This is a genomic window from Modestobacter versicolor, assembly GCF_041028285.1.
Classification (GTDB): Bacteria; Actinomycetota; Actinomycetes; order Mycobacteriales; family Geodermatophilaceae; genus Modestobacter; species Modestobacter versicolor_A.
Genome location: NZ_JABGDB010000002.1, coordinates 551,375 through 570,291, shown reverse-complemented (window position 1 = coordinate 570,291; position 18,917 = coordinate 551,375). Strand labels below are relative to the sequence as shown.

Genomic DNA, 18,917 nt, shown 5'->3' with positions numbered 1-18,917 from the left:
CAGGGGAGGAGTCGCACATGGAGGTCGCCGTCCGCGGCCAGGCCCCGCCGGCGCCGCCGCCGGGCCGGGCACCGGTGGGTGCCGACCCGGAGCGGGCGCTGATCCAGGCGATCGACCGGGCGGCCAACGTGCTCGCCCTGCTCGACCAGGACACCCGCCGGCTCACCGCGCCGCTGGTCGCCGAGCGGCTCGGCCTCAACCGCACCACCGCGCACCGCTACCTGCAGTCGCTGCAGCAGGCCGGCTTCCTCAGCGCCACCGCCGGCCCCGGGCCGCTGCTCGACCAGCTCTCCGCGCTGGTCTCGGTGCGCCAGCAGCTGATCACCCTGGCCCCGGCGATCATGCGCCAGCTGGCCGACACCACCGGCCTCACCAGCGTGCTCAGCTTCCTGGGCCGCACCGGCGCGGTCGTCACGCTGGTCGAGGAGCCGCAGCAGACCACCATCCTGCTGACCGTCCGGGTCGGCACGGTGCTCGAGGTCAAGGCGGCCCAGACGCGGGTCCTGCTGGCCTTCCAGTCCGACCCGCGCGCGGTCACCCGGGCCCACGCCACGCTGACCGAGGCCCAGGCGGCCGTCGAGCGGCAGGCCCTGCACGACGTCCGGCGGCACCGGCTGGCCTGGGCCGACCTCGACCGGGTCGGGCTGGCCTCGGTCGCCGTCCCGGTGCTGGCCACCTACGACGTCCAGGCCGCGATGGCGCTGATCGGCACCAGCACGATGCTCAACCCCGCCGACTCCGCGGAGCGCGTCGCCGCGCTCCAGGAGGCGGCGTCCACGCTCGGCTCCATGGTCGCCGGCTGAGTCGGAAAGGGCTCCCCATGACAACGCTCGACAGGACACCGCCCGACAGGACACCGCCCGACACCGCCGCACCGACGAGGCGCCCGGCGCGGACCGACGGTCCCGCCCGCCGGGTGCCGCGGCCGCACTGGCTGCTGCTCGTCCCGGCGCTCGCGCTGCTCGGGGTGGTGCTGCTCCTCCCGCTGGCGCAGAGCTTCCTGCGCAGCGTCGGGGCGCCGGACCTCACCGATGAGCACTACCGGACGCTGTTCACCGACGGCGTGACGATGCGGGTGCTGCTGCGCACGGTGCAGACGGCGCTGCTGGTCACCGTGATCGCCTTCGTCCTCGGCTACCCCTACGCCTACGTGATGACGCGGGTCGGACCGCGGATGCGGGCGGTGCTGCTGGTCATCGTGCTGGTGCCGTTCTGGACCTCGGTGATGGCCCGCAACTTCGCCTGGATCCTCATCCTGCAGCGCGGCGGCCCGGTCGACCGGTTCTTCCAGCTCTTCGGCCTCGACGTCGTCCTCTACGGCAACGTCTCCGGCGTCGCGATCGCGATGAGCCAGGTGCTGCTGCCGTTCATGGTGCTGCCGCTGTACAGCGCGCTCGGCGGCATCGACCGGCGGCTGCTGCTGGCCGCCCGCGGCCTCGGCTCCTCGCCGGTGGTCGCCTTCTGGAAGATCTACTGGCCGCTGTCCCGAGCCGGCGTCACGGCTGGGCTGATCCTGGTCTTCACCCTGAGCCTCGGCTTCTACGTCACCCCGGCGCTGCTCGGCACGCCGCAGGAGTCGCTGATCGCGCAGCTGCTCGCCCAGCGCACCACCCAGCTCCTGGACTTCGAGGGCGCCGGCGCGCTCGGCCTCGTCGTCCTGGTCATCACCCTGGTCCTGGTGGCCTGGGCCAACCGCATCGGCGGCACCGTCTCGGCCATCGGCGTCGTCGCCACCTCCGGAACGAAGGACCCGCGATGACCGCGACCGGCAGCGCCCCGCGCACCGACGTCCCCGACGCACCGCCGGCCCGCCCGGTCCGGCGCCGCTCCCGCGGGGTGGACGCCGTCCCGTGGTGGCTGCGGTTGGTGGTCGCCGTGGTGGGGCTCTACTTCGTGCTCCCCACCCTGTTCGTCATCCCGATGAGCTTCAGCGAGTCCACCACCTTCAGCTTCCCGCCGGAGGGCTTCTCGCTGCAGCTGTACCGGAACTTCTTCACCGACCCGGTGTGGCTCACCTCGCTGCGCAACTCCTTCGTCGTCGCGCTGGTCGCCGCCCTGCTGGCCACCGTGGTCGGCACCGCCGCGGCGGTCGGGCTGCACCACCTCACCGGCCGGCTGGCCCGGCTGGCCCGCACGGTGCTGATGATCTCGATCGTCACGCCGGGCATCGTGATCGCGGTCGTCGTCTACATCTCCTTTCTGAAGTGGCACCTGGTCGGCAGCTTCACCGGCTACGTGCTCGCCCACGCCGCGATCGGCATGCCGTTCGTGCTGGTCTCGGTGACCAGCGCGCTGTCCGGCTTCGACTCGAAGCTGCTGCGGGCGTCGGCGTCCCTGGGGGCGACCCCGCTGCGGACCTTCGTCCGGGTGACCATGCCGCTGATCAGCCGGGGCATCGTCACCGGCGCCGTCTTCGCCTTCGTGACCTCCTTCGACGAGGTCGTCATCGCGCTCTTCCTGCGCTCCCCGACCTTCCAGACGCTGCCCGTCCAGATGTTCAACAGCGTCACCTTCGAGGTCGACCCGACCATCGCCGCGACGTCCTCCCTGGTGGTCACCGCGGTCACCGTTGTCTGCCTCGTCCCGCTGCTGCTGGGCACCCGGCGCAAGAACCGACAGGAGTCGTAATGCCCGCCACCTCCACCTCCACCGCCCGGCCGCCCGTCGCCCCCGTGGTGGCCCGCGCCGGGACGCAGATCCGGCTGACCGACGTCGTCAAGGACTACGGCCTGGCCGTCCCCGCCGTCGACGGGGTCTCCCTGACCATCGAGCCGGGGGAGTTCATGACGCTGCTCGGCCCGTCGGGCTCGGGCAAGACGACGACGCTGAACCTCATCGCCGGCTTCGAGACGCTCACCTCCGGGCACATCTCCTTCGACGGGGACGACGTCAGCAGCCTGCCGCCGCACAAGCGCAACCTCGGGATGCTGTTCCAGAACTACGCGCTGTTCCCGCACATGACGGTGGCGCAGAACGTCGCCTACCCGCTGCGGGAGCGGAAGGTGCCCAAGGCCGAGATCACCCGCCGGGTGGCCGAGGTGCTGGAGCTGGTGCAGCTCACCGGCCGCGACGACAACGTGCCCGCCCAGCTGTCCGGCGGGCAGCAGCAGCGGGTCGCGCTGGCCCGGGCCATCGTGTTCGGCCCCACCGCGCTGCTGCTCGACGAGCCGCTCGGTGCGCTGGACCGCAACCTGCGCGGCGCGCTCCAGGCGGAGATCCAGCGCATCCACCGGGAGGTCGGGTCGACGTTCGTCTTCGTCACCCACGACCAGGAGGAGGCGATGAGCCTGTCCGACCGGATCGCGCTGTTCAACAACGGCAAGATCGAGCAGGTCGGGTCGCCCGAGGCGCTGTACAAGGCGCCGGAGACGCTGTTCACCGCCCGCTTCCTCGGCGACTCGAACGTCTTCGAGCTCGCCTCGGCGCCGGGCAGCACCGTGGCATGGCAGGACCGCAGCTGGACCGTCGACCCGGGGACGGTGTCCGACCGGGCCCGCGCGGCGGCCCAGGCGGCGCTGGTGGTGCGGCCGGAGGACGTGCACATCGCCCCCTCCGACGACGCCGTCCCGCCGGGGGTCCCGTCGGTGCCGGCGACCGTCACCGACGTCCAGTACCTCGGGTCCTACCGCACCGTGGTGCTGTCCTACGCCGGCGGCGTGGCCGGCCGGGCGCGACTGGACGCGTCGGAGACCCAGCTGGCCGTCGGGCAGGCCGTGACGGCCTGGTGGCGGGTGGAGCGGCAGCGGGTCGTCTCCCGCTGACGGCGTCCGGCGGTGCCGCGCGGGAGCTCCGTTCGGCACCGCCGGCACGTCTGCGCCCGGGCTGTGCCGACCGCCGGGACAGGGCTGTCACCTGCACGTTCACGATGCGGACCGATGCGTCACGGCGCGGGCGACTTTCTCGGATGGCGTGCCGCGCATGCTTGCCGCGCGGGTTCCCTCGGGGCTAGCGTTCACATCGCGAAGGCATACATCACATGCCGAACAACTCGCCCGAGGCCTTCGGGCCCGCAACTCAAAGGGAAGTGACAACGGTGCCACGATCCAAGCGCGCGTTCGGAGCCCTCGGTGCGATGGTCCTGGCGGCCTCGCTGGCCGCGTGCGGGAGCGACGACGGCGGTGGCGACACCGCGGCGGCGACCTCCGCCGGCGGCAGCCCCGCCGCCGACGAGGCCCAGCTGACCTTCGTCGGGTACGGCGGTGACGGCCAGGACGCGATGATCAAGGACTGGCAGGAGCCGTACACGGCCGAGAACCCCGGCATCACCTTCGTCAACACCTCCCCGCCGGACGTCGCCCAGGTCAAGGCCCAGGTGGAGGCGGGCGCGGTGGCCTGGGACGTCGTCGCGGTCGCCCCCGCGGCGGCGCAGCAGAACTGCGGCACGCTGTTCGAGGAGATCGACTACAGCGGCGTGGACGAGGCCGAGCTGGTCGACCAGGCGGTCGGTGACTGCTACGTCGGCGGGTTCATCAACTCCACCCCGCTGGCGTACCGCACCGAGGCCTTCCCCGACCCGGCCGAGGCGCCGAAGACGGTGGCGGACTTCTTCGACACGGAGAAGTACCCCGGTCAGCGCGGCATCCTGACCAACCTGCAGAACGGCATCCTCGAGTACCCGCTGCTGGCCGACGGCGTCGCGCCCGACAAGCTGTACCCGCTGGACGTCGACCGGGCGCTGGAGAAGCTGGACACCATCCGCGACGAGACGACCTTCGCCCCGAACGTCGGCGCGCTGCAGCAGGCGGTCGGCTCCGGCCAGGTCGACATGTTCTTCCTGTCCGACTCGCGGCTGGTGCCGCTGCTCGACCAGGGCGTCGACCTCACCATCGTGTGGGACCAGACGGTCACCACGCTGAGCGCCTTCGCCGTGCCGAAGGACGCCCCGAACGCGGCGGCGGCCGGGCGCTTCGTCTCCTCGCTCACCGGCCCGGCCGCATCGGCGGCGATCTCCGAGGACCTCGGCACCGCGCCGGTCAACACCACCGCGACGCCGGCCCTGTCGGACAACCAGAAGAAGCTCGAGGTCTACGGCCCGGTGAACGAGGGCGAGACGGTCATGCAGGACGTCGACTGGTACGCCGAGAACTACAACGGCGTCACCGCGCAGCTCACCAACTGGCTGGCCGGCTGACCTCCTCCGGGTGGGTGGCGTCGCGTCCTCAGGTCCTCCTGGCGAACTAGTCTTCTCGCATGGTGAACTCCGAGGACGCGACGTCGACGGCCGACATCCGGGCGGTGGCCCGGGTCGGCCAGGTCTGCGCGTTGTTCGGCCCCGGGGTGGTGGAGCTGTCCGCGGCCGACATCGCCGAGGCCACCGGGCTGAACCGGACGACGGCCTACCGCTACTGCGCCTCGATGGCCGCGGCGGGGATCCTGGAGCGCGGGGAGCGGCGGGGCACGTTCGCCCTCGGCCCGCTGATGCTGGAACTGGGCATCCAGGCACTGGGCCGGCGGCGGATCGTGGAGATCGCCGGCCCGCACCTGCAGCGGCTGCGGTCGGCGGTGCGGATGACCGCGGTGCTCAGCGTCAAGGGCGCCTCAGGCCCGGTGGTGGCGCTGGCGGAGGAGGACACCAGCCGGGTCGTGGTGATCACCGTGCACCCGGGCACGAAGCTGGACCCGACGGCGGCGCAGTCGCAGCTGATGCTGGCCTACGGCGACGCCGCGGAGATGGCGGCGGTGACCGCCGGGATGCCGGCGGCGCAGCGCGCCCGGCTGGAGACCGACGTCTACTCCGCGAGGCGGCAGGGCTACAGCGTGGTCTGGAACGACAGCACCGTGGCGGTGGCCGCGCCGGTGTTCGACGACAAGGGGCTGGCCGCCACCATCGCGCTGCTCGGCGCCGGCGAGCTCGACCTGGCCCCCACGCTGGAGGCGCTGCAGGCCACCGCCGCCGAGCTGGGCGCCGAACTGGGACATGGGTGACCGCAGTCGCCCGCACGAGGAGACGGAGCGACGGTCGATGACCACGCAGTCAGCAGGGACCGGGTCCGCGGCCGACCGGCAGGAGCTGTTCGACCTCGTCCGGCTGGAGCGCTTCGCCCGTGACCAGCGGCGCTTCGACGTCATGGCCGACTGCTTCCACGAGGCCGCCTGGGTGCGCACCACCTGGTACGACGGCACCGGCGGGCCGGCCTACGTCGCGGCGACCCGGGAGCTGCTGGGCGACGCGCCGGCCGGCCCGTACTCCGGCAAGCACTGGGTCTTCCCCGCCGCCGCCGAGGTGGCCGGGGACCGCGCGACCGTCGAGAGCCCGGCGAAGATCTTCCTCCGGCAGGAGCTCGGCGGCATCGAGGTGGACCTGCACACCTACTGCCGGTTCTCCTCCCGGGCGGTCCGGCAGGACGGCCGGTGGCGCCTGCTGACCTTCCACGTGCTGTTCGAGTGGGACGAGCTGCGGCCGGTGACCGCCGGCGAGGTGCCCGACCTGGACCGCGAGCTGCTGGCCACCCTCCGCCCCTCCTACCGGTTCCTCGGCTACGCCCAGCTCCAGCGCGGGGTGCAGCTCGACCTCGACCTGCTCGGTGACGACCGGTGGTCCGAGCTGGTCGCCTTCCACGCCCGCGAGGACGCCTGGCTGGCCGGCCAGGGGGCGATCGACGACCCGAGGTGACGGCGCTCCCCGGGTCGGCGCTCCTCGGGCTCGGCGGTCAGGCCGGGACGGCCAGCGCGGTCGGCGTGGTGACGTCGACGGAGAGCACGCTGGGCAGCCGGTCCAGCCGGGAGGTCACCAGGTCGAGCTGGTGCTCGGTGACCAGCAGGTCCAGCGTGACCGTCCACCTCTCGCCGCCGGCCTCCTCGGCCTCGAGCCGGGTGAAGGCGTGCTGGCGGCCCAGCAGCATGGTCACCACCCGCTGCAGGCCGACCTCGTCGGTGACGAGGACCCGGACCCGGGCCGGGGCTGTGGCCGTGGCTGAGGCCGTGGCTGAGGCCGCGGCCGGGCTCGGCGCGGCGGGGAGTGCGGTGGGGCGGGCGGGGTGCGTGGGCATGGGTGCCTCCGGGCCGGACGGCCCTGGTCAGCGGGGGAGCGACCTCGACGGGCATGCCCTCGGACCCGCCGGCGCGAGGTCAGTCGCCGACGAGCCCGCACCGAATCAGCTGCCCTACCATGCCGAGCACGGTAACCAGGCCGCGGTCGGGGGACAAGCGGCACCGGCGTCCCGCCCCGCGGAGCTGGGGTGGGCAGGAGGTGCCTGCGGGTGGTAGTCACGCACTGGCCAGCATCGTGCAACACCGCGTGGACGACCGAGGTGCCGACGTGACCCCCATCCGACCCGCTGGTGGCACGCCCCGGTGCGCCCGGTGACCGGTGCGGCGCCCGGCCTGCCCGGGCAGCTGGACCCGGACGCGGTGGTCCCGGTCTTCTTCCTCTCCGACAGCACCGGCATCAGCGCCGAGACGATGGGCAACGCGCTGCTCATCCAGTTCCCCGACGTGCACTTCGAGCGCACGCTCATCCCGTTCATCTCCACCGTCGAGATGGCCCGGGAGGTCGTCGCCCAGCTCGACGAGGCGATGGCTGGACCGGTGACGCCGCTGGTGTTCACCACCGCCGCGGTCGACGAGGTCCGCGAGGAGCTGCTGCGCACCAAGGCGCCGATCATCGACTTCTTCGGCATCCACATGTCCCGGGTCGAGGAGCAGCTCGGCGCCCGCGGCCTGCGCGAGGCCCGCCGGCTGCACGGCGTGGGCGACGTCCGGCGGTACAACGACCGGATGGCCGCCATCGAGTTCGCCATCGAGCACGACGACGGGCTGAGCCCGCGCGGGCTGGACCGGGCCGACGTCGTCCTGCTCGCCCCCTCTCGCTGCGGCAAGACGCCGACGGCGATGTACCTGGCGCTGCAGCACGGCTTGTTCGTGGCCAACTACCCGCTGGTCGACGAGGACCTCGAGACGACCGACCTGCCCCAGCCGGTCGCGCAGCTGCGCGACCGCTGCTTCGGGCTCACCACCACCGTTGCCCGGCTCAGCCGGGTCCGGCAGGAACGCCGGCCGGACTCCCGGTACGCCTCCGAGGAGCAGTGCCGGTTCGAGCTGCGCCGCGCGACGGCGATGTACGAGACCCACCACCTGCCCACGGTGGACACCTCGGCGGCCTCCGTCGAGGAGATCGCCGCCGTGGTGATCCAGACCCTGGCCCGGCAACGGCGCGGCTCCGGCGGCCGTAGTCTGCCCGGCCGAGACCCCCGACGACGAGGGAACGCCTGATGAGCAGCGACACCGGCACCGCGACCCGCCAGCCCGACGACGACAACGTGCGGTGGTTCGCCGACCTGGGGCTGGCCGACCTCGAGGTGGTCGGCGGCAAGAACGCCTCGCTGGGCGAGATGATCTCCAACCTCGCCGACGCCGGGGTGCGCGTCCCCGACGGGTTCGCCACCACCGCCTCGGCCTACCAGCGCTTCCTGGGCGACACCGGGCTGGCCCAGCGGATCGTCGACCGGCTCCGCGAGCTGGACACCGACGACGTCCAGGCGCTGGCCGTCGCCGGCCGGGAGATCCGCGGCTGGGTGGTCGGCCAGTCCTTCCCGCCCGCGCTGGAGGCCGACGTCCGGACCGCCTACGCCCGGCTCGCCGGGGACGACGCCGAGGCGTCCTTCGCGGTGCGGTCGTCGGCCACCGCCGAGGACCTGCCCGACGCCTCCTTCGCCGGGCAGCAGGAGACCTTCCTCAACGTGCGCGGCATCGACGCGGTGCTGCAGGCCGTCCGGGAGGTCTACGCCTCGCTCTACAACGACCGGGCGATCGCCTACCGGGTGCACCACGGCTTCGAGCACGAGGCGGTGTCGCTGTCGGCCGGCGTCCAGCGGATGGTGCGCTCGGACGTCGGAGCCTCGGGCGTCATGTTCACCATGGACACCGAGTCCGGCTTCCCCGACGCGGTGTTCATCACCTCGGCCTACGGCCTGGGCGAGGGCGTCGTCCAGGGGGCGGTCAACCCCGACGAGTTCTACGTCTACAAGCCCGCGCTGCGCGCCGGGCGCCCCGCCGTGCTCAAGCGCGGGGTGGGGGAGAAGGCCACCAAGATGGTCTACACCGACTCGACCGAGGTGGGCCGGACGACGGAGTTCGTCGGCGTCGACGCCGACGACCGGCGCCGGCTGTCCCTCACCGACGCCGAGGTCACCGAGCTGGCCCGGCAGGCGCTCAAGATCGAGGAGCACTACGGGCGCCCGATGGACATCGAGTGGGGCAAGGACGGCCTCGACGGCGAGCTCTACGTGCTGCAGGCGCGCCCGGAGACCGTCGTGTCGCGCAGCGGCAGCTCGTCGGAGCGCTACCGGATGGGCGCCACCGGCCCGGTGCTGACCGAGGGGCGGGCGATCGGGCAGAAGATCGGCGCCGGCGCGGTCAAGGTGCTCAGCGACGTCGACCAGATGCACGAGTTCAGCGCCGGCGACGTGCTGGTGGCCGACATGACCGACCCCGACTGGGAGCCGATCATGAAGCGGGCCTCGGCGATCGTCACGAACCGCGGCGGGCGCACCTGCCACGCGGCGATCATCGCCCGCGAGCTCGGCATCCCGGCCGTCGTCGGCACCGGGGACGCCACCCGGGTGCTCACCGACGGCCGCGAGGTCACCGTCTCCTGCGCCGAGGGCGACACCGGCAACGTCTACGAGGGGCTGCTGGAGTTCTCGGTGGAGGAGACCCGGCTGGACGCGATGCCGGAGATCCCCACCAAGATCATGATGAACGTCGGGACGCCGGAGCAGGCCTTCGCCTTCTCCCGGCTGCCGCACGCCGGGGTCGGGCTGGCCCGGCTGGAGTTCATCATCAACCGGCAGATCGGCATCCACCCCCGGGCGCTGCTGGAGCTGGACTCGCTGGACGCGCCGCTCAAGGCGCAGATCGAGGAGCGGATCGTCGCCTACCCCTCGGCCCGGGACTTCTTCGTCCAGCGGGTCGCCGAGGGGATCTCGATGATCGCCGCCGCGTTCGCACCGGAGCCGGTGATCGTGCGGATGAGCGACTTCAAGTCCAACGAGTACGCCAACCTGCTCGGCGGCGAGGCCTACGAGCCGCACGAGGAGAACCCGATGCTGGGCTACCGGGGTGCCTCCCGGTACCTGTCGGCCGACTTCGCCGAGTGCTTCGCGATGGAGTGCGAGGCGCTGCGGTACGTCCGGGACGATATGGGCCTGACCAACGTCAAGATCATGATCCCGTTCGTCCGGACGGTGGCCGAGATCGAGGGCGTGGTCGCGCTGCTGGGCACCCACGGGCTGCGCCGCGGGGAGAACGACCTCTCCGTGGTGATGATGTGCGAGCTGCCGTCCAACGCGCTGCTGGCCGGGGACTTCCTGGAGCACGTCGACGGCTTCTCCATCGGCTCCAACGACATGACCCAGCTGGTGCTCGGCCTGGACCGCGACTCCAGCCTGGTCGCCGGCAGCTTCGACGAGCGCAACCCCGCCGTCCTCGCCGTGCTGGAGATGGCGATCCGGGCCTGCCTGGAGCGCGGGAAGTACGTCGGCATCTGCGGCCAGGGCCCCAGCGACCACCCGGACCTGGCCGAGTGGCTGGTCGGGCAGGGCATCGAGTCGATGTCGCTGAACCCGGACACGGTCGTGGACACCTGGCTGCACCTGGCCAAGATGCAGGGCCGACCGGCCTGACGGGCCGCCCCGGCACCGGTGGGCAGGTGCCCGGGGGTGCGGCCGGACGCCACCGGATAGGTTCTCCGGGACGGAATGCGGCACGGATGAGGTGGGCTCGTGGGCAGGTCGGTGCTGGTGACCGGGGGCAACCGGGGGATCGGGCTGGCCATCGCCCGGTCCTTCGCGGAGGCGGGCGACCAGGTCGCGGTCACCCACCGCGGCAGCGGGGCCCCGGAGGGGTTGTTCGGCGTCCAGTGCGACGTCACCGACTCCGCGGCCGTCGACCGGGCGTTCACCGAGGTCGAGGAGCACCAGGGCCCGGTCGAGGTGCTGGTCAGCAACGCGGGCATCACCCGCGACGGGCTGCTGCTCCGGATGGGCGAGGACGCCTTCACCGACGTCATCGACGCCAACCTCACCGCCGCCTACCGGGTGGCCAAGCGGGCGGCGCCGAAGATGGTGCGCGCCCGCGGCGGCCGGATGGTCTTCATCAGCTCGGTGGTCGGCCTGCTCGGCTCGGCCGGGCAGGTCAACTACGCGGCGAGCAAGTCCGGGCTGGTCGGGCTGGCCCGCTCCATCGCCCGCGAGCTGGGCAGCCGCGGCATCACCGCCAACGTAGTGGCCCCGGGGTTCGTGTCGACCGACATGACCGCCGAGCTGCCGGAGAAGCGGCAGCAGGAGATCCTCGGGCAGGTGCCGCTGGGGCGGCTCGCCGAGGCAGACGAGATCGCCGGCGTCGTCCGTTTCCTGGCGAGCGACGCGGCGGGTTACATCACCGGGGCCGTCGTCCCGGTCGACGGCGGACTGGGGATGGGGCACTGACGATGGGCATTCTCGAGGGCAAGAAGATCCTGGTCGCCGGGGTGCTGACCGAGCAGTCGATCGCGTTCTCGGTCGCCCGGCTCGCGCAGGAGCAGGGCGCCACCGTCGTGCTGTCGAACTTCGGCCGCGCGCTGTCGCTGTGCCAGCGGATCGCCAAGCGGCTGCCGCACGAGGCGGCGGTGATCGAGCTCGACGTCACGAACACCGAGCACCTGTCCACGCTGGCCGACCGGCTGCGCGAGCACCTCGGCGGCGACGACGCCCGGCTGGACGGCGTCGTCCACTCGATCGGCTTCGCGCCGCAGGAGGCGATGGGCGACGGGTTCACCGAGGTCGCCTGGGAGCACGCCGCCACCGCCTTCCAGGTCTCCACCTGGTCGCTGGCCTCGCTCACCCAGGCCTGCCGCCCGCTGTTCGGCGACACCGCCTCGGTGGTCGGCCTGACCTTCGACGCCACCGTCGCCTGGCCGGTGTACGGCTGGATGGGTGCGGCCAAGGCGGCGCTGGAGTCCACCTCCCGCTACCTGGCCCGCGAGCTGGGCCCCGAGGGCGTCCGGGTCAACCTGGTCGCCGCCGGCCCGCTGCGCACCATGGCGATGAAGTCGATCCCGGGCAGCGCGCAGTTCGAGGAGGCGTGGGAGGGGCGTGCCCCGCTGGGCTGGTCGGTCACCGACACCGAGCCCGCCGGCAAGGCCGTCACCGCCCTGCTGTCGGACTGGTTCCCCGCCACCACCGGTGAGATCGTTCACGTCGACGGTGGGTTCCACGCCGTCGGGGTATGACGGTCCGGTGACCGACCTCGCACGTCCCCGGCACCCCCTCCCTGCTGGCACCTCCATCACCCCGCCCGACCAGCAGCCGGACCAGTCGCCGTCGCTCGCCGTCCGCAACAACGGCGGGGTCGAGCCCTCGCGTGCACCGGCGCCGGCCGGCCGCCGGGAGGCGCTGCTGGTGCTCGGCTTCGGGGGGCCCGAGGGCACCGACGACGTGATGCCCTTCCTGGAGAACGTCACCCGCGGTCGCGGCATCCCGCGGGAGCGGCTCGAGGCGGTCGCCGAGCACTACCACCACTTCGGCGGGGTCAGCCCGATCAACGAGCAGAACAAGGCGCTGGTCGCCGCGCTGGAGGCCGAGCTGGCCGCCGCCGGCATCGACCTGCCGGTGTACTGGGGCAACCGGAACTGGGCGCCCTACGTCGAGGACGTCTGGCGGCAGATGGCCGAGGACGGCGTCGAGCACGCCTACGTGCTCGCGACCTCGGCCTACGCGTCGTTCTCCGGCTGCCGCCAGTACCACGAGGACGTCGCCCGGGCCCGGGTCGCGCTGGAGTCCGACCCGTCGGCACCGGCCGGGCCGACCGCGGAGAAGCTGCCGCACTACTTCGACGCCCCGGGCTTCGTGCAGGCCAACGCCGAGGCGCTGGCCGCCGCGATCGCCGCGCTGCCCGCCGGCGTCCGGGACACCGCCCGGCTGGTGGCCACCGCGCACAGCATCCCGAACGCCATGGCCTCGGTCGCCGGGCCGCAGGGCGGTGCCTACGAGGCGGAGCTGCTGCAGGCCGCCCAGCTCGCGGTGGACGCCGCCGCGCCGGGCCGGCCGTTCGACCTGGTCTGGCAGAGCCGCAGCGGGCCGCCGTCGGTGCCCTGGCTGGAGCCCGACGTCAACGACCACCTGAAGGCGCTGGCCGAGCAGGGCGAGAAGGCGGTCGTGGTGTTCCCGGTCGGCTTCATCAGCGACCACCTCGAGGTCATCTGGGACCTGGACAACGAGGCCGAGGAGACCGCGGGCGAGCTCGGCCTGGCGTTCGTCCGCGCCGGCACGGCCGGCACCCACCCGGCGTTCGTCGCCTCGCTCCGGGAGCTGCTCGCCGAGCGCCGCGCCGGCGGCGAGCCGCGGCTGGGCACCAACTGCCCGGCACACTGCTGCTTCGTCGCGCGTCCAGCGGGTCGCCCCGCCGCCGGCTGATCCTCGCGTTGCACGCGTTCCGTGCGCGTTGCCCGCGCTGCAGTCAGGGCAACGCGCACCGAACGCGTGCGATGCGACACCCAGGCACCGTGGGGAGCGGGCGCTAGCGCGGCACCCAGTTGTACGACGCCACGGTGGCGTGCCGGACGGCGTCGGCGAGCGGGCGCAGCGCGTCGTCGCGGGCCGCGGCCTGCTGGTGGGTGACCGCGGCGCCGGGCGCGTCGGCCATCGCCAGGTCGAGCACCCGGGACAGCCGCTGCGCCCGGCCCAGCACCGACAGCGCCAGCGGCTCGTGGCCGTCGGGCAGGCCCGGCGCCCGGGTGGTCTTCGCCAGGCCGGCCAGCAGCCCCGGCACCTCGGGGTTCCACCGCGCCAGGTCCAGCGACACCAGGGTGCGGGCCGCGTCGCCGACGGCCAGGTCCAGCTCGCCGGAGACCGCCCGCAGGTTGCCCTCCACCGGGGGCGGGAGCGGGGGAGCGCCGGCCAGGTCGAACGCCGTCCAGGACACCGCCTCGGGGCCGAGCTCCTCGGGCACCAGCGCGACCCGGTCGCCGACCACGGCCTGCCCGGACTCCAGCGCCGCCGCGACCAGCGCCGGCACCGGTGGCAGCCCGCGGACGTCGCCGGGCACCGGCAGCACCAGCCGGAGCCGGCGCTCGCCGAGGCCGCGCAGCGCGCTCAGCGCCCAGCCCAGCGGGACGGCCTCCTCGGTGTCGGGCAGCCCGACCACGCGGTGGGCGGTGTCGCCCAGCAGGGCGTCGAGAGCGGCGTCGTAGGAGGCGCGTCCGGTGAGCCACGCGGTGGCCCAGACGGCCACCCGGCCGGCGGCGATGTCGTGCACGACTGACGAGGCTACGACCCCGACGCCACCCCGGCAGCAGGCACCGTGACTCCCGCTGATCCGGACGGCCACGTGCCAGACTGCGGATCGTGGCTGCCTGGTTGCTCTGGTTGATCGCCGCCGGCCTGTTCGCCGGCGGCGAGATGGCGAGCCTCGACCTCGTGCTGCTGATGTTCGCCGGCGGTGCGCTCGGCGGCATGACCGTCGCGCTGCTGGGTCTGTCGGTGCCGATCCAGCTGCTCGCGTTCGTGATCGTCTCCGCCGGCCTGCTGCTCGTCGTCCGGCCGGTGGCCAAGCGGCACCTCGTCGACCGCACGCCCGAGCAGCTCGACGGCGTGGCCAGCTACGTGGGCCGCACCGCGGTGGTCAGCCAGCGCGTCGACAACGCCGCCGGACGCGTCCGGCTCGGCGACGACGAGTGGACGGCGCGCACCCAGCTCGACGACGAGGTCTACGAGGTCGGCCACGAGGTGCGGATCGTGCAGATCGAGGGCCCGATCGCCTACGTCAGCCACCTCTGACCCCGCCTGCGGGTGAGCCGGCCCGCGGTGGGATGCCCTCGCACCACCGGACGGTGTTGACTCGGGAGCACGCACCGCCTCCTAGGAACGGAGCCCCCCTTCGTGGAACCCGCCCTGATCGCGCTGATCGTGATCGTGCTGTTCGTGGTCGTCGTGCTGGCCAAGAGCGTGACGATCGTGCCGCAGGCCCAGGCCAAGGTCGTCGAGCGCCTCGGCCGCTACAGCCGCACGCTCTCGCCCGGCCTCGCCCTCCTGGTCCCGTTCGTCGACCGGGTGCGCGCGACCATCGACCTGCGCGAGCAGGTCATCTCCTTCCCGCCGCAGCCGGTGATCACCGCCGACAACTTGCAGGTGGGCATCGACACCGTCGTCTACTTCCAGGTCACCGACCCGCGGCTGGCCGTCTACGGCATCGCGAACTACATCACCGGCATGGAGCAGCTGACCACGACGACGCTGCGCAACGTCGTGGGTGGGCTGAACCTCGAGGGTGCGCTGACCGGCCGGGACGGCATCAACTCCCAGCTGCGCACCGTCCTCGACGGCACCACGGGCCCCTGGGGGCTGCGGGTGGCCCGGGTGGAGATCAAGGCGATCGACCCGCCGCCGTCGATCCAGGACTCGATGGAGAAGCAGATGCGCGCCGACCGCGACAAGCGCGCGGTCATCCTCACCGCCGAGGGGCAGCGGCACGCCGCCATCACCACGGCCGAGGGGCAGAAGGCAGCGGCCATCCTCTCCGCGGAGGGCAAGAAGCAGGCGGCCATCCTGGACGCGGAGGCCGAGCGGCAGAGCCGGATCCTGCGCGCCGAGGGTGAGCGCGCGGCGCTGTTCCTGCAGGCGCAGGGTCAGGCGAAGTCCATCGAGACGGTCTTCCAGGCCATCCACGACGGCAAGCCCGACCAGGGGCTGCTGGCCTACCAGTACCTGCAGACCCTGCCGAAGATCGCCCAGGGCGACGCCAACAAGATGTGGATCGTCCCCAGCGAGTTCAGCAAGGCGCTGGAGGGCCTGTCCCGGCTCGGCGGCTCGGACGGCGAGAGCCGCAGCTGGCTGGACGTCGACGGCCCGGGCAACGGCTCTGACGGCGCCTCCGCGGCCCCGACGGCGCCGGCGCAGAAGCTGGACACCAGCAGCTGGTTCGACTCGAACCTGCCGGCGGCCGCCGACCAGCCCGAGGCGAAGATCTCGCTGTCCAGCATCGGCGTGGAGCCGGGCCTGCCCAGCGCGGAGCCGCCGCGCCCGTCGCTGGCCGCGGCCACCGAGGAGGTCCGCAACACGCCGCCGCAGATCGGCCCGCCCGACCAGCAGTGAGACGACGAACGGCCGGTACCGCAGCTGCGGTACCGGCCGTTCGTCGTTCGGCCTCCCTTCAGGGGCCCACCCTGAGCGTGCGAAGGGTGGGGGGAAGGGAGGTCCTTAGTCCTTGAGGAGGCCCTCGCGGAGCTTCGCCAGGGTCTGGCTGAGCAGCCGCGAGACGTGCATCTGCGAGATGCCGATGTCCGCGGCGATCTGCGACTGGGTCATGTTGCCGAAGAACCGCAGGATCAGGATCCGCCGCTCGCGGGCCGGGATCGTGGCCAGCAGCGGCTGCAGCGACTCGCGGTACTCCACGCCCTCCAGCGCGGCGTCCTCCTCGCCCAGCGTCGCCGCCAGGGTGGGGGAGTCCTCCTCACCGGAGAGCCGCTCGTCCAGGGAGCTGCTGCGGTAGGCGTTGGCCACCGCCAGCCCCTCGAGGACCTCGGCGCGCGGGATGCCCAGGTGCTCGGCCAGCTCCGACGGGGTCGGGGCGTGGCCGTTCTTCTGGGAGAGCTCGCTGACCGCGGCGTTGAGCGACAGGTGCAGCTCCTGCAGCCGCCGCGGCACCCGCACCGACCAACCCTGGTCGCGGAAGTGCCGCTTGATCTCACCGGTGATCGTCGGCACGGCGAAGGAGAGGAACTCCACGCCACGCGTCGGGTCGAACCGGTCGATGGCCGCGATCAGGCCGAGGGTGCCGACCTGCAGCAGGTCGTCGAAGGGCTCGCCGCGGTTGCTGAACCGCCGCGCGAAGTGCCGCACCAGCGGCAGGTGCTCCTCGACCAGGATCTCCCGCAGCCGCTCCCGGCGGGGGTCGCCCTTCTCCAGCGTCGCCAGCTCGGCGAACAGCGGCGCGGTGCGCATCTGCCGGCTGCGGTTCTCCGACACCGGCACCGGGATCTCCGCCACCGTCTCCGGTGCGACGACGTCGGCGCCGTCGCCGACGGGGACCGTGAGCGGCTGGGTGGGCTCGTCGGCGGGCGACCGGGGGCGGGTGACCTCGCCGGCCTCGTGGACGGCGTCGTCGGCGGCCGGGGAGTCCGTGGCAGCCGACCGGGTCACTGCATGACCGGCACGTCGGCGTCGACGAGGACGTCGCTCGTGCTGTAGCGCCGCAGCTTCTTCACCAGGGAGATGCGTGCGGCGGGGGTCGCGTCACCGTTGCCGGCGGCCACCGCCGACTGGTCGCTCGGGCCGGCGTCCACGGTGTCGACCAGGGTGTGCAGCACTGCCCAGCCGAAGCCGTCGCGGGGCACGTCGACACCGGGGGCCGTGGGCACCCAGGCGTCGATGCGGAGGCCCTCGCGGAACGCCTCGAACACCACGGTCAGCGGCGAGTCGCCCTCGGCGATGGCGGCCAGCGTGGCGCAGGCCTCGTCGACGGCCAGGCGGAGGTCCTCGACGGCGTCCAGGTCGAAGTCCATCCGCATCGCCAGGTCACCGGCCATCGCCCGCACCGCGGGCAGCTGGGTGGGCGAGGTCGGGACCCGCAGTTCCAGTCGCTCGGCGCGCCGCTCGCCCGTGGGGGCGGCGCCCGTCGTGTCGACCATGCGTCGTGTGCTCCTTCGTCGTCCCCACGCCCCCGGGACGGGAGCGCGGCAGTCATCATCGCGCACCCGGCCGCGGCTCCTGGCGGAGCGCGGACGACCCAGCGATCGCGTCGCAGGTGCCCGGCGCGATCCGGGACCCCCCACGGTAGACCGCTGGGCGGCCCTGCCCACGACCCCGGGACGGCAAACACCACCTCGGCGGGATGACCGTGCTCCCGAGAGGGTTTGAGCCGACCCGGTCGTGCCCATCCCAACGGCGTGAGACTGCGCCGTAGTGACGTGCACCGCCCCGGCTGGACCAGACGCCGGGCGGGACGGGGGTTCGCCTACTACGACGTCGACGGCTCCCTGATCCGGGACGAGCGGGTCGACCGGGTCAAGCAGCTCGCCATCCCGCCGGCGTGGAAGGACGTCTGGATCTGCCCCTGGCCCAACGGCCACATCCAGGCGGTGGGCACCGACGCCGCGGGCCGCCGGCAGTACCGCTACCACGAGCAGTGGCGGCTCAAGCGGGACGCCGCCAAGCACGAGCGGGTGGTGGAGATCGCCCACCAGCTGCCCGACGTCCGGGACCAGGTGGTCGCGGCCCTGCGGACCCGGGGCCTGAACCGCGAGCGGGTGCTGGCCTGCGCCGTCCGGCTGCTGGACCTGGGCGCGTTCCGGGTCGGCAGCGAGCAGTACGCCGAGGACAACGGCACGTACGGGCTGGCCACGCTGCGCCGCGAGCACGTGTCGGTGCGCGGCGAGCGGGTGTACTTCCACTACACCGCCAAGGGCGGCCTGGACCGGGAGGTGGAGCTGCTCGACCAGCCCACCGCGACCGTCCTGCGGCAGCTGCTGGAGCGGCCGGCCGAGCTGGGGCAGGAGCTGCTCGGCTACCCGCTGGCCGACGGCAGCTGGCACGACGTCACCAGCGACGAGATCAACGCCTACCTCAAGGAGGTCAGCGGTGCCGAGATCACCGCCAAGGACTTCCGCACCTGGACGGCGACGGTGCTGATGGCGGCCTCACTGGCGGAGGCGCCCAAGCCGACGAGCAAGACCGCCCGGAACAAGGTGGTCAAGGAGGCCTACGTGAAGGTCTCCGAGCAGCTGGGCAACACCCCGACGGTGGCCAAGAACAGCTACGTGGACCCGCGGGTCGTCGACCGGTGGGAACACGGCGAGACGGTGGCCGAGGCGCTGGCCGACGCCGCGCAGGCGCCGGACGACCGGAGCGCCCAGCGCACCATCGAGCAGGCGGTCTGCCAGTTGCTCACCGCCTGACCCGACGACGACGGGCGCCCCTCCCGGAGGAGGAGCGCCCGTCGTGGTG

General features: G+C 73.1%; 19 protein-coding genes. 15 read left to right on the top strand and 4 right to left on the bottom strand.

The window, feature by feature from the left end; translation table 11 throughout:
- Positions 1-17 precede the first annotated feature (17 nt).
- The 7 genes from HL054_RS09115 (at position 18) to HL054_RS09085 (ending at position 6,613) form a co-directional block, all read left to right on the top strand.
- Positions 18-803, top strand: coding sequence for an IclR family transcriptional regulator (locus tag HL054_RS09115; RefSeq protein WP_369138612.1), 786 nt, complete (start codon positions 18-20; stop codon positions 801-803).
- A 113-nt stretch (positions 804-916) separates the two neighbouring features.
- On the top strand, positions 917-1,759 hold the full coding sequence (locus HL054_RS09110; protein ID WP_369138611.1) for an ABC transporter permease: 843 nt from the start codon (positions 917-919) through the stop codon (positions 1,757-1,759).
- The gene (locus tag HL054_RS09105) at positions 1,756-2,628 is read left to right on the top strand and encodes an ABC transporter permease (RefSeq protein ID WP_369138610.1); all 873 of its coding nucleotides are present in this window, start codon (positions 1,756-1,758) and stop codon (positions 2,626-2,628) included. The genes HL054_RS09110 and HL054_RS09105 overlap by 4 nt, the downstream gene beginning before the upstream one ends.
- Positions 2,628-3,761 carry an ABC transporter ATP-binding protein gene (locus HL054_RS09100; RefSeq protein WP_369138608.1) on the top strand — a complete coding sequence of 378 codons (1,134 nt, stop codon included), beginning with the start codon at positions 2,628-2,630 and terminating at the stop codon, positions 3,759-3,761. The genes HL054_RS09105 and HL054_RS09100 overlap by 1 nt, the downstream gene beginning before the upstream one ends.
- 272 nt (positions 3,762-4,033) lie before the next feature.
- Complete coding sequence (locus HL054_RS09095; RefSeq protein WP_369138607.1) at positions 4,034-5,131, top strand: extracellular solute-binding protein; 1,098 nt, start codon at positions 4,034-4,036, stop codon at positions 5,129-5,131.
- A 59-nt stretch (positions 5,132-5,190) separates the two neighbouring features.
- Positions 5,191-5,925: an IclR family transcriptional regulator gene (locus HL054_RS09090; protein WP_369138606.1), complete on the top strand. Its 735-nt coding sequence runs from the start codon at positions 5,191-5,193 to the stop codon at positions 5,923-5,925.
- A 37-nt stretch (positions 5,926-5,962) separates the two neighbouring features.
- Entirely contained in the window at positions 5,963-6,613 is a 651-nt protein-coding gene (locus HL054_RS09085) for a nuclear transport factor 2 family protein (protein ID WP_369138605.1), read from the top strand.
- Positions 6,614-6,650: 37 nt separating this feature from the next.
- Here HL054_RS09085 and HL054_RS09080 read toward each other — a convergent pair whose 3' ends face one another.
- Complete coding sequence (locus HL054_RS09080; RefSeq protein ID WP_369138604.1) at positions 6,651-6,989, bottom strand: hypothetical protein; 339 nt, start codon at positions 6,987-6,989, stop codon at positions 6,651-6,653.
- 313 nt (positions 6,990-7,302) lie between these two features.
- On the opposite strand from HL054_RS09080, the gene HL054_RS09075 reads away from it, so the two are divergent.
- The 5 genes from HL054_RS09075 (at position 7,303) to HL054_RS09055 (ending at position 13,391) form a co-directional block, all read left to right on the top strand.
- A complete protein-coding gene (locus tag HL054_RS09075) occupies positions 7,303-8,211 on the top strand; it encodes a pyruvate, water dikinase regulatory protein (protein WP_369138602.1) in 909 nt (302 codons plus the stop codon).
- Positions 8,211-10,622, top strand: coding sequence for a phosphoenolpyruvate synthase (gene ppsA, locus HL054_RS09070; protein ID WP_369138601.1), 2,412 nt, complete (start codon positions 8,211-8,213; stop codon positions 10,620-10,622). The genes HL054_RS09075 and ppsA overlap by 1 nt, the downstream gene beginning before the upstream one ends.
- Positions 10,623-10,721: 99 nt before the next feature.
- Complete coding sequence (gene fabG / locus HL054_RS09065; protein WP_369138600.1) at positions 10,722-11,426, top strand: 3-oxoacyl-ACP reductase FabG; 705 nt, start codon at positions 10,722-10,724, stop codon at positions 11,424-11,426.
- Positions 11,427-11,428: 2 nt separating this feature from the next.
- Positions 11,429-12,208 (top strand): enoyl-ACP reductase FabI, encoded by a 780-nt coding sequence (gene fabI, locus HL054_RS09060; protein WP_369138599.1) that lies wholly within the window; start codon positions 11,429-11,431, stop codon positions 12,206-12,208.
- 7 nt (positions 12,209-12,215) lie between these two features.
- Entirely contained in the window at positions 12,216-13,391 is a 1,176-nt protein-coding gene (locus tag HL054_RS09055; protein ID WP_369138598.1) for a ferrochelatase, read from the top strand.
- 103 nt (positions 13,392-13,494) lie between these two features.
- On the opposite strand, the gene HL054_RS09050 is transcribed toward HL054_RS09055, so the two are convergent.
- Positions 13,495-14,232: a hypothetical protein gene (locus tag HL054_RS09050; protein WP_369138597.1), complete on the bottom strand. Its 738-nt coding sequence runs from the start codon at positions 14,230-14,232 to the stop codon at positions 13,495-13,497.
- A gap of 89 nt (positions 14,233-14,321) precedes the next feature.
- Between HL054_RS09050 and HL054_RS09045 the strand changes: the two genes are divergently transcribed.
- On the top strand, positions 14,322-14,753 hold the full coding sequence (locus tag HL054_RS09045) for an NfeD family protein (RefSeq protein ID WP_369138596.1): 432 nt from the start codon (positions 14,322-14,324) through the stop codon (positions 14,751-14,753).
- Positions 14,754-14,855: 102 nt separating this feature from the next.
- Positions 14,856-16,067, top strand: a complete 1,212-nt coding sequence (locus HL054_RS09040) for an SPFH domain-containing protein (RefSeq protein ID WP_369138595.1) — start codon at positions 14,856-14,858, stop codon at positions 16,065-16,067.
- Positions 16,068-16,172: 105 nt separating this feature from the next.
- Here HL054_RS09040 and HL054_RS09035 read toward each other — a convergent pair whose 3' ends face one another.
- Together HL054_RS09035 and HL054_RS09030 are read right to left on the bottom strand one after the other, a co-directional pair.
- Complete coding sequence (locus HL054_RS09035) at positions 16,173-17,114, bottom strand: RNA polymerase sigma factor SigF (RefSeq protein ID WP_369138593.1); 942 nt, start codon at positions 17,112-17,114, stop codon at positions 16,173-16,175.
- Positions 17,111-17,602, bottom strand: coding sequence for an ATP-binding protein (locus tag HL054_RS09030; RefSeq protein WP_369138591.1), 492 nt, complete (start codon positions 17,600-17,602; stop codon positions 17,111-17,113). Before HL054_RS09030 ends, HL054_RS09035 begins: the two co-directional genes overlap by 4 nt.
- Positions 17,603-17,860: 258 nt before the next feature.
- Here HL054_RS09030 and HL054_RS09025 point away from each other — a divergent pair, with 258 nt between their 5' ends.
- Positions 17,861-18,868 (top strand): DNA topoisomerase IB, encoded by a 1,008-nt coding sequence (locus tag HL054_RS09025; protein WP_369138590.1) that lies wholly within the window; start codon positions 17,861-17,863, stop codon positions 18,866-18,868.
- Positions 18,869-18,917 lie beyond the last annotated feature (49 nt).

Bases quoted from the DNA above. Each gene is read 5' to 3' on its own strand.
- HL054_RS09115 (WP_369138612.1), top strand. From the start codon at position 18: ATGGAGGTCGCCGTCCGCGGCCAGGCCCCGCCGGCGCCGCCGCCGGGC.
- HL054_RS09105 (WP_369138610.1), top strand. From the start codon at position 1,756: ATGACCGCGACCGGCAGCGCCCCGCGCACCGACGTCCCCGACGCACCG.
- HL054_RS09100 (WP_369138608.1), top strand. From the start codon at position 2,628: ATGCCCGCCACCTCCACCTCCACCGCCCGGCCGCCCGTCGCCCCCGTG.
- HL054_RS09090 (WP_369138606.1), top strand. From the start codon at position 5,191: ATGGTGAACTCCGAGGACGCGACGTCGACGGCCGACATCCGGGCGGTG.
- HL054_RS09085 (WP_369138605.1), top strand. From the start codon at position 5,963: ATGACCACGCAGTCAGCAGGGACCGGGTCCGCGGCCGACCGGCAGGAG.
- HL054_RS09080 (WP_369138604.1), bottom strand. From the start codon at position 6,989: ATGCCCACGCACCCCGCCCGCCCCACCGCACTCCCCGCCGCGCCGAGC.
- ppsA (WP_369138601.1), top strand. From the start codon at position 8,211: ATGAGCAGCGACACCGGCACCGCGACCCGCCAGCCCGACGACGACAAC.
- fabI (WP_369138599.1), top strand. From the start codon at position 11,429: ATGGGCATTCTCGAGGGCAAGAAGATCCTGGTCGCCGGGGTGCTGACC.
- HL054_RS09030 (WP_369138591.1), bottom strand. From the start codon at position 17,602: ATGGTCGACACGACGGGCGCCGCCCCCACGGGCGAGCGGCGCGCCGAG.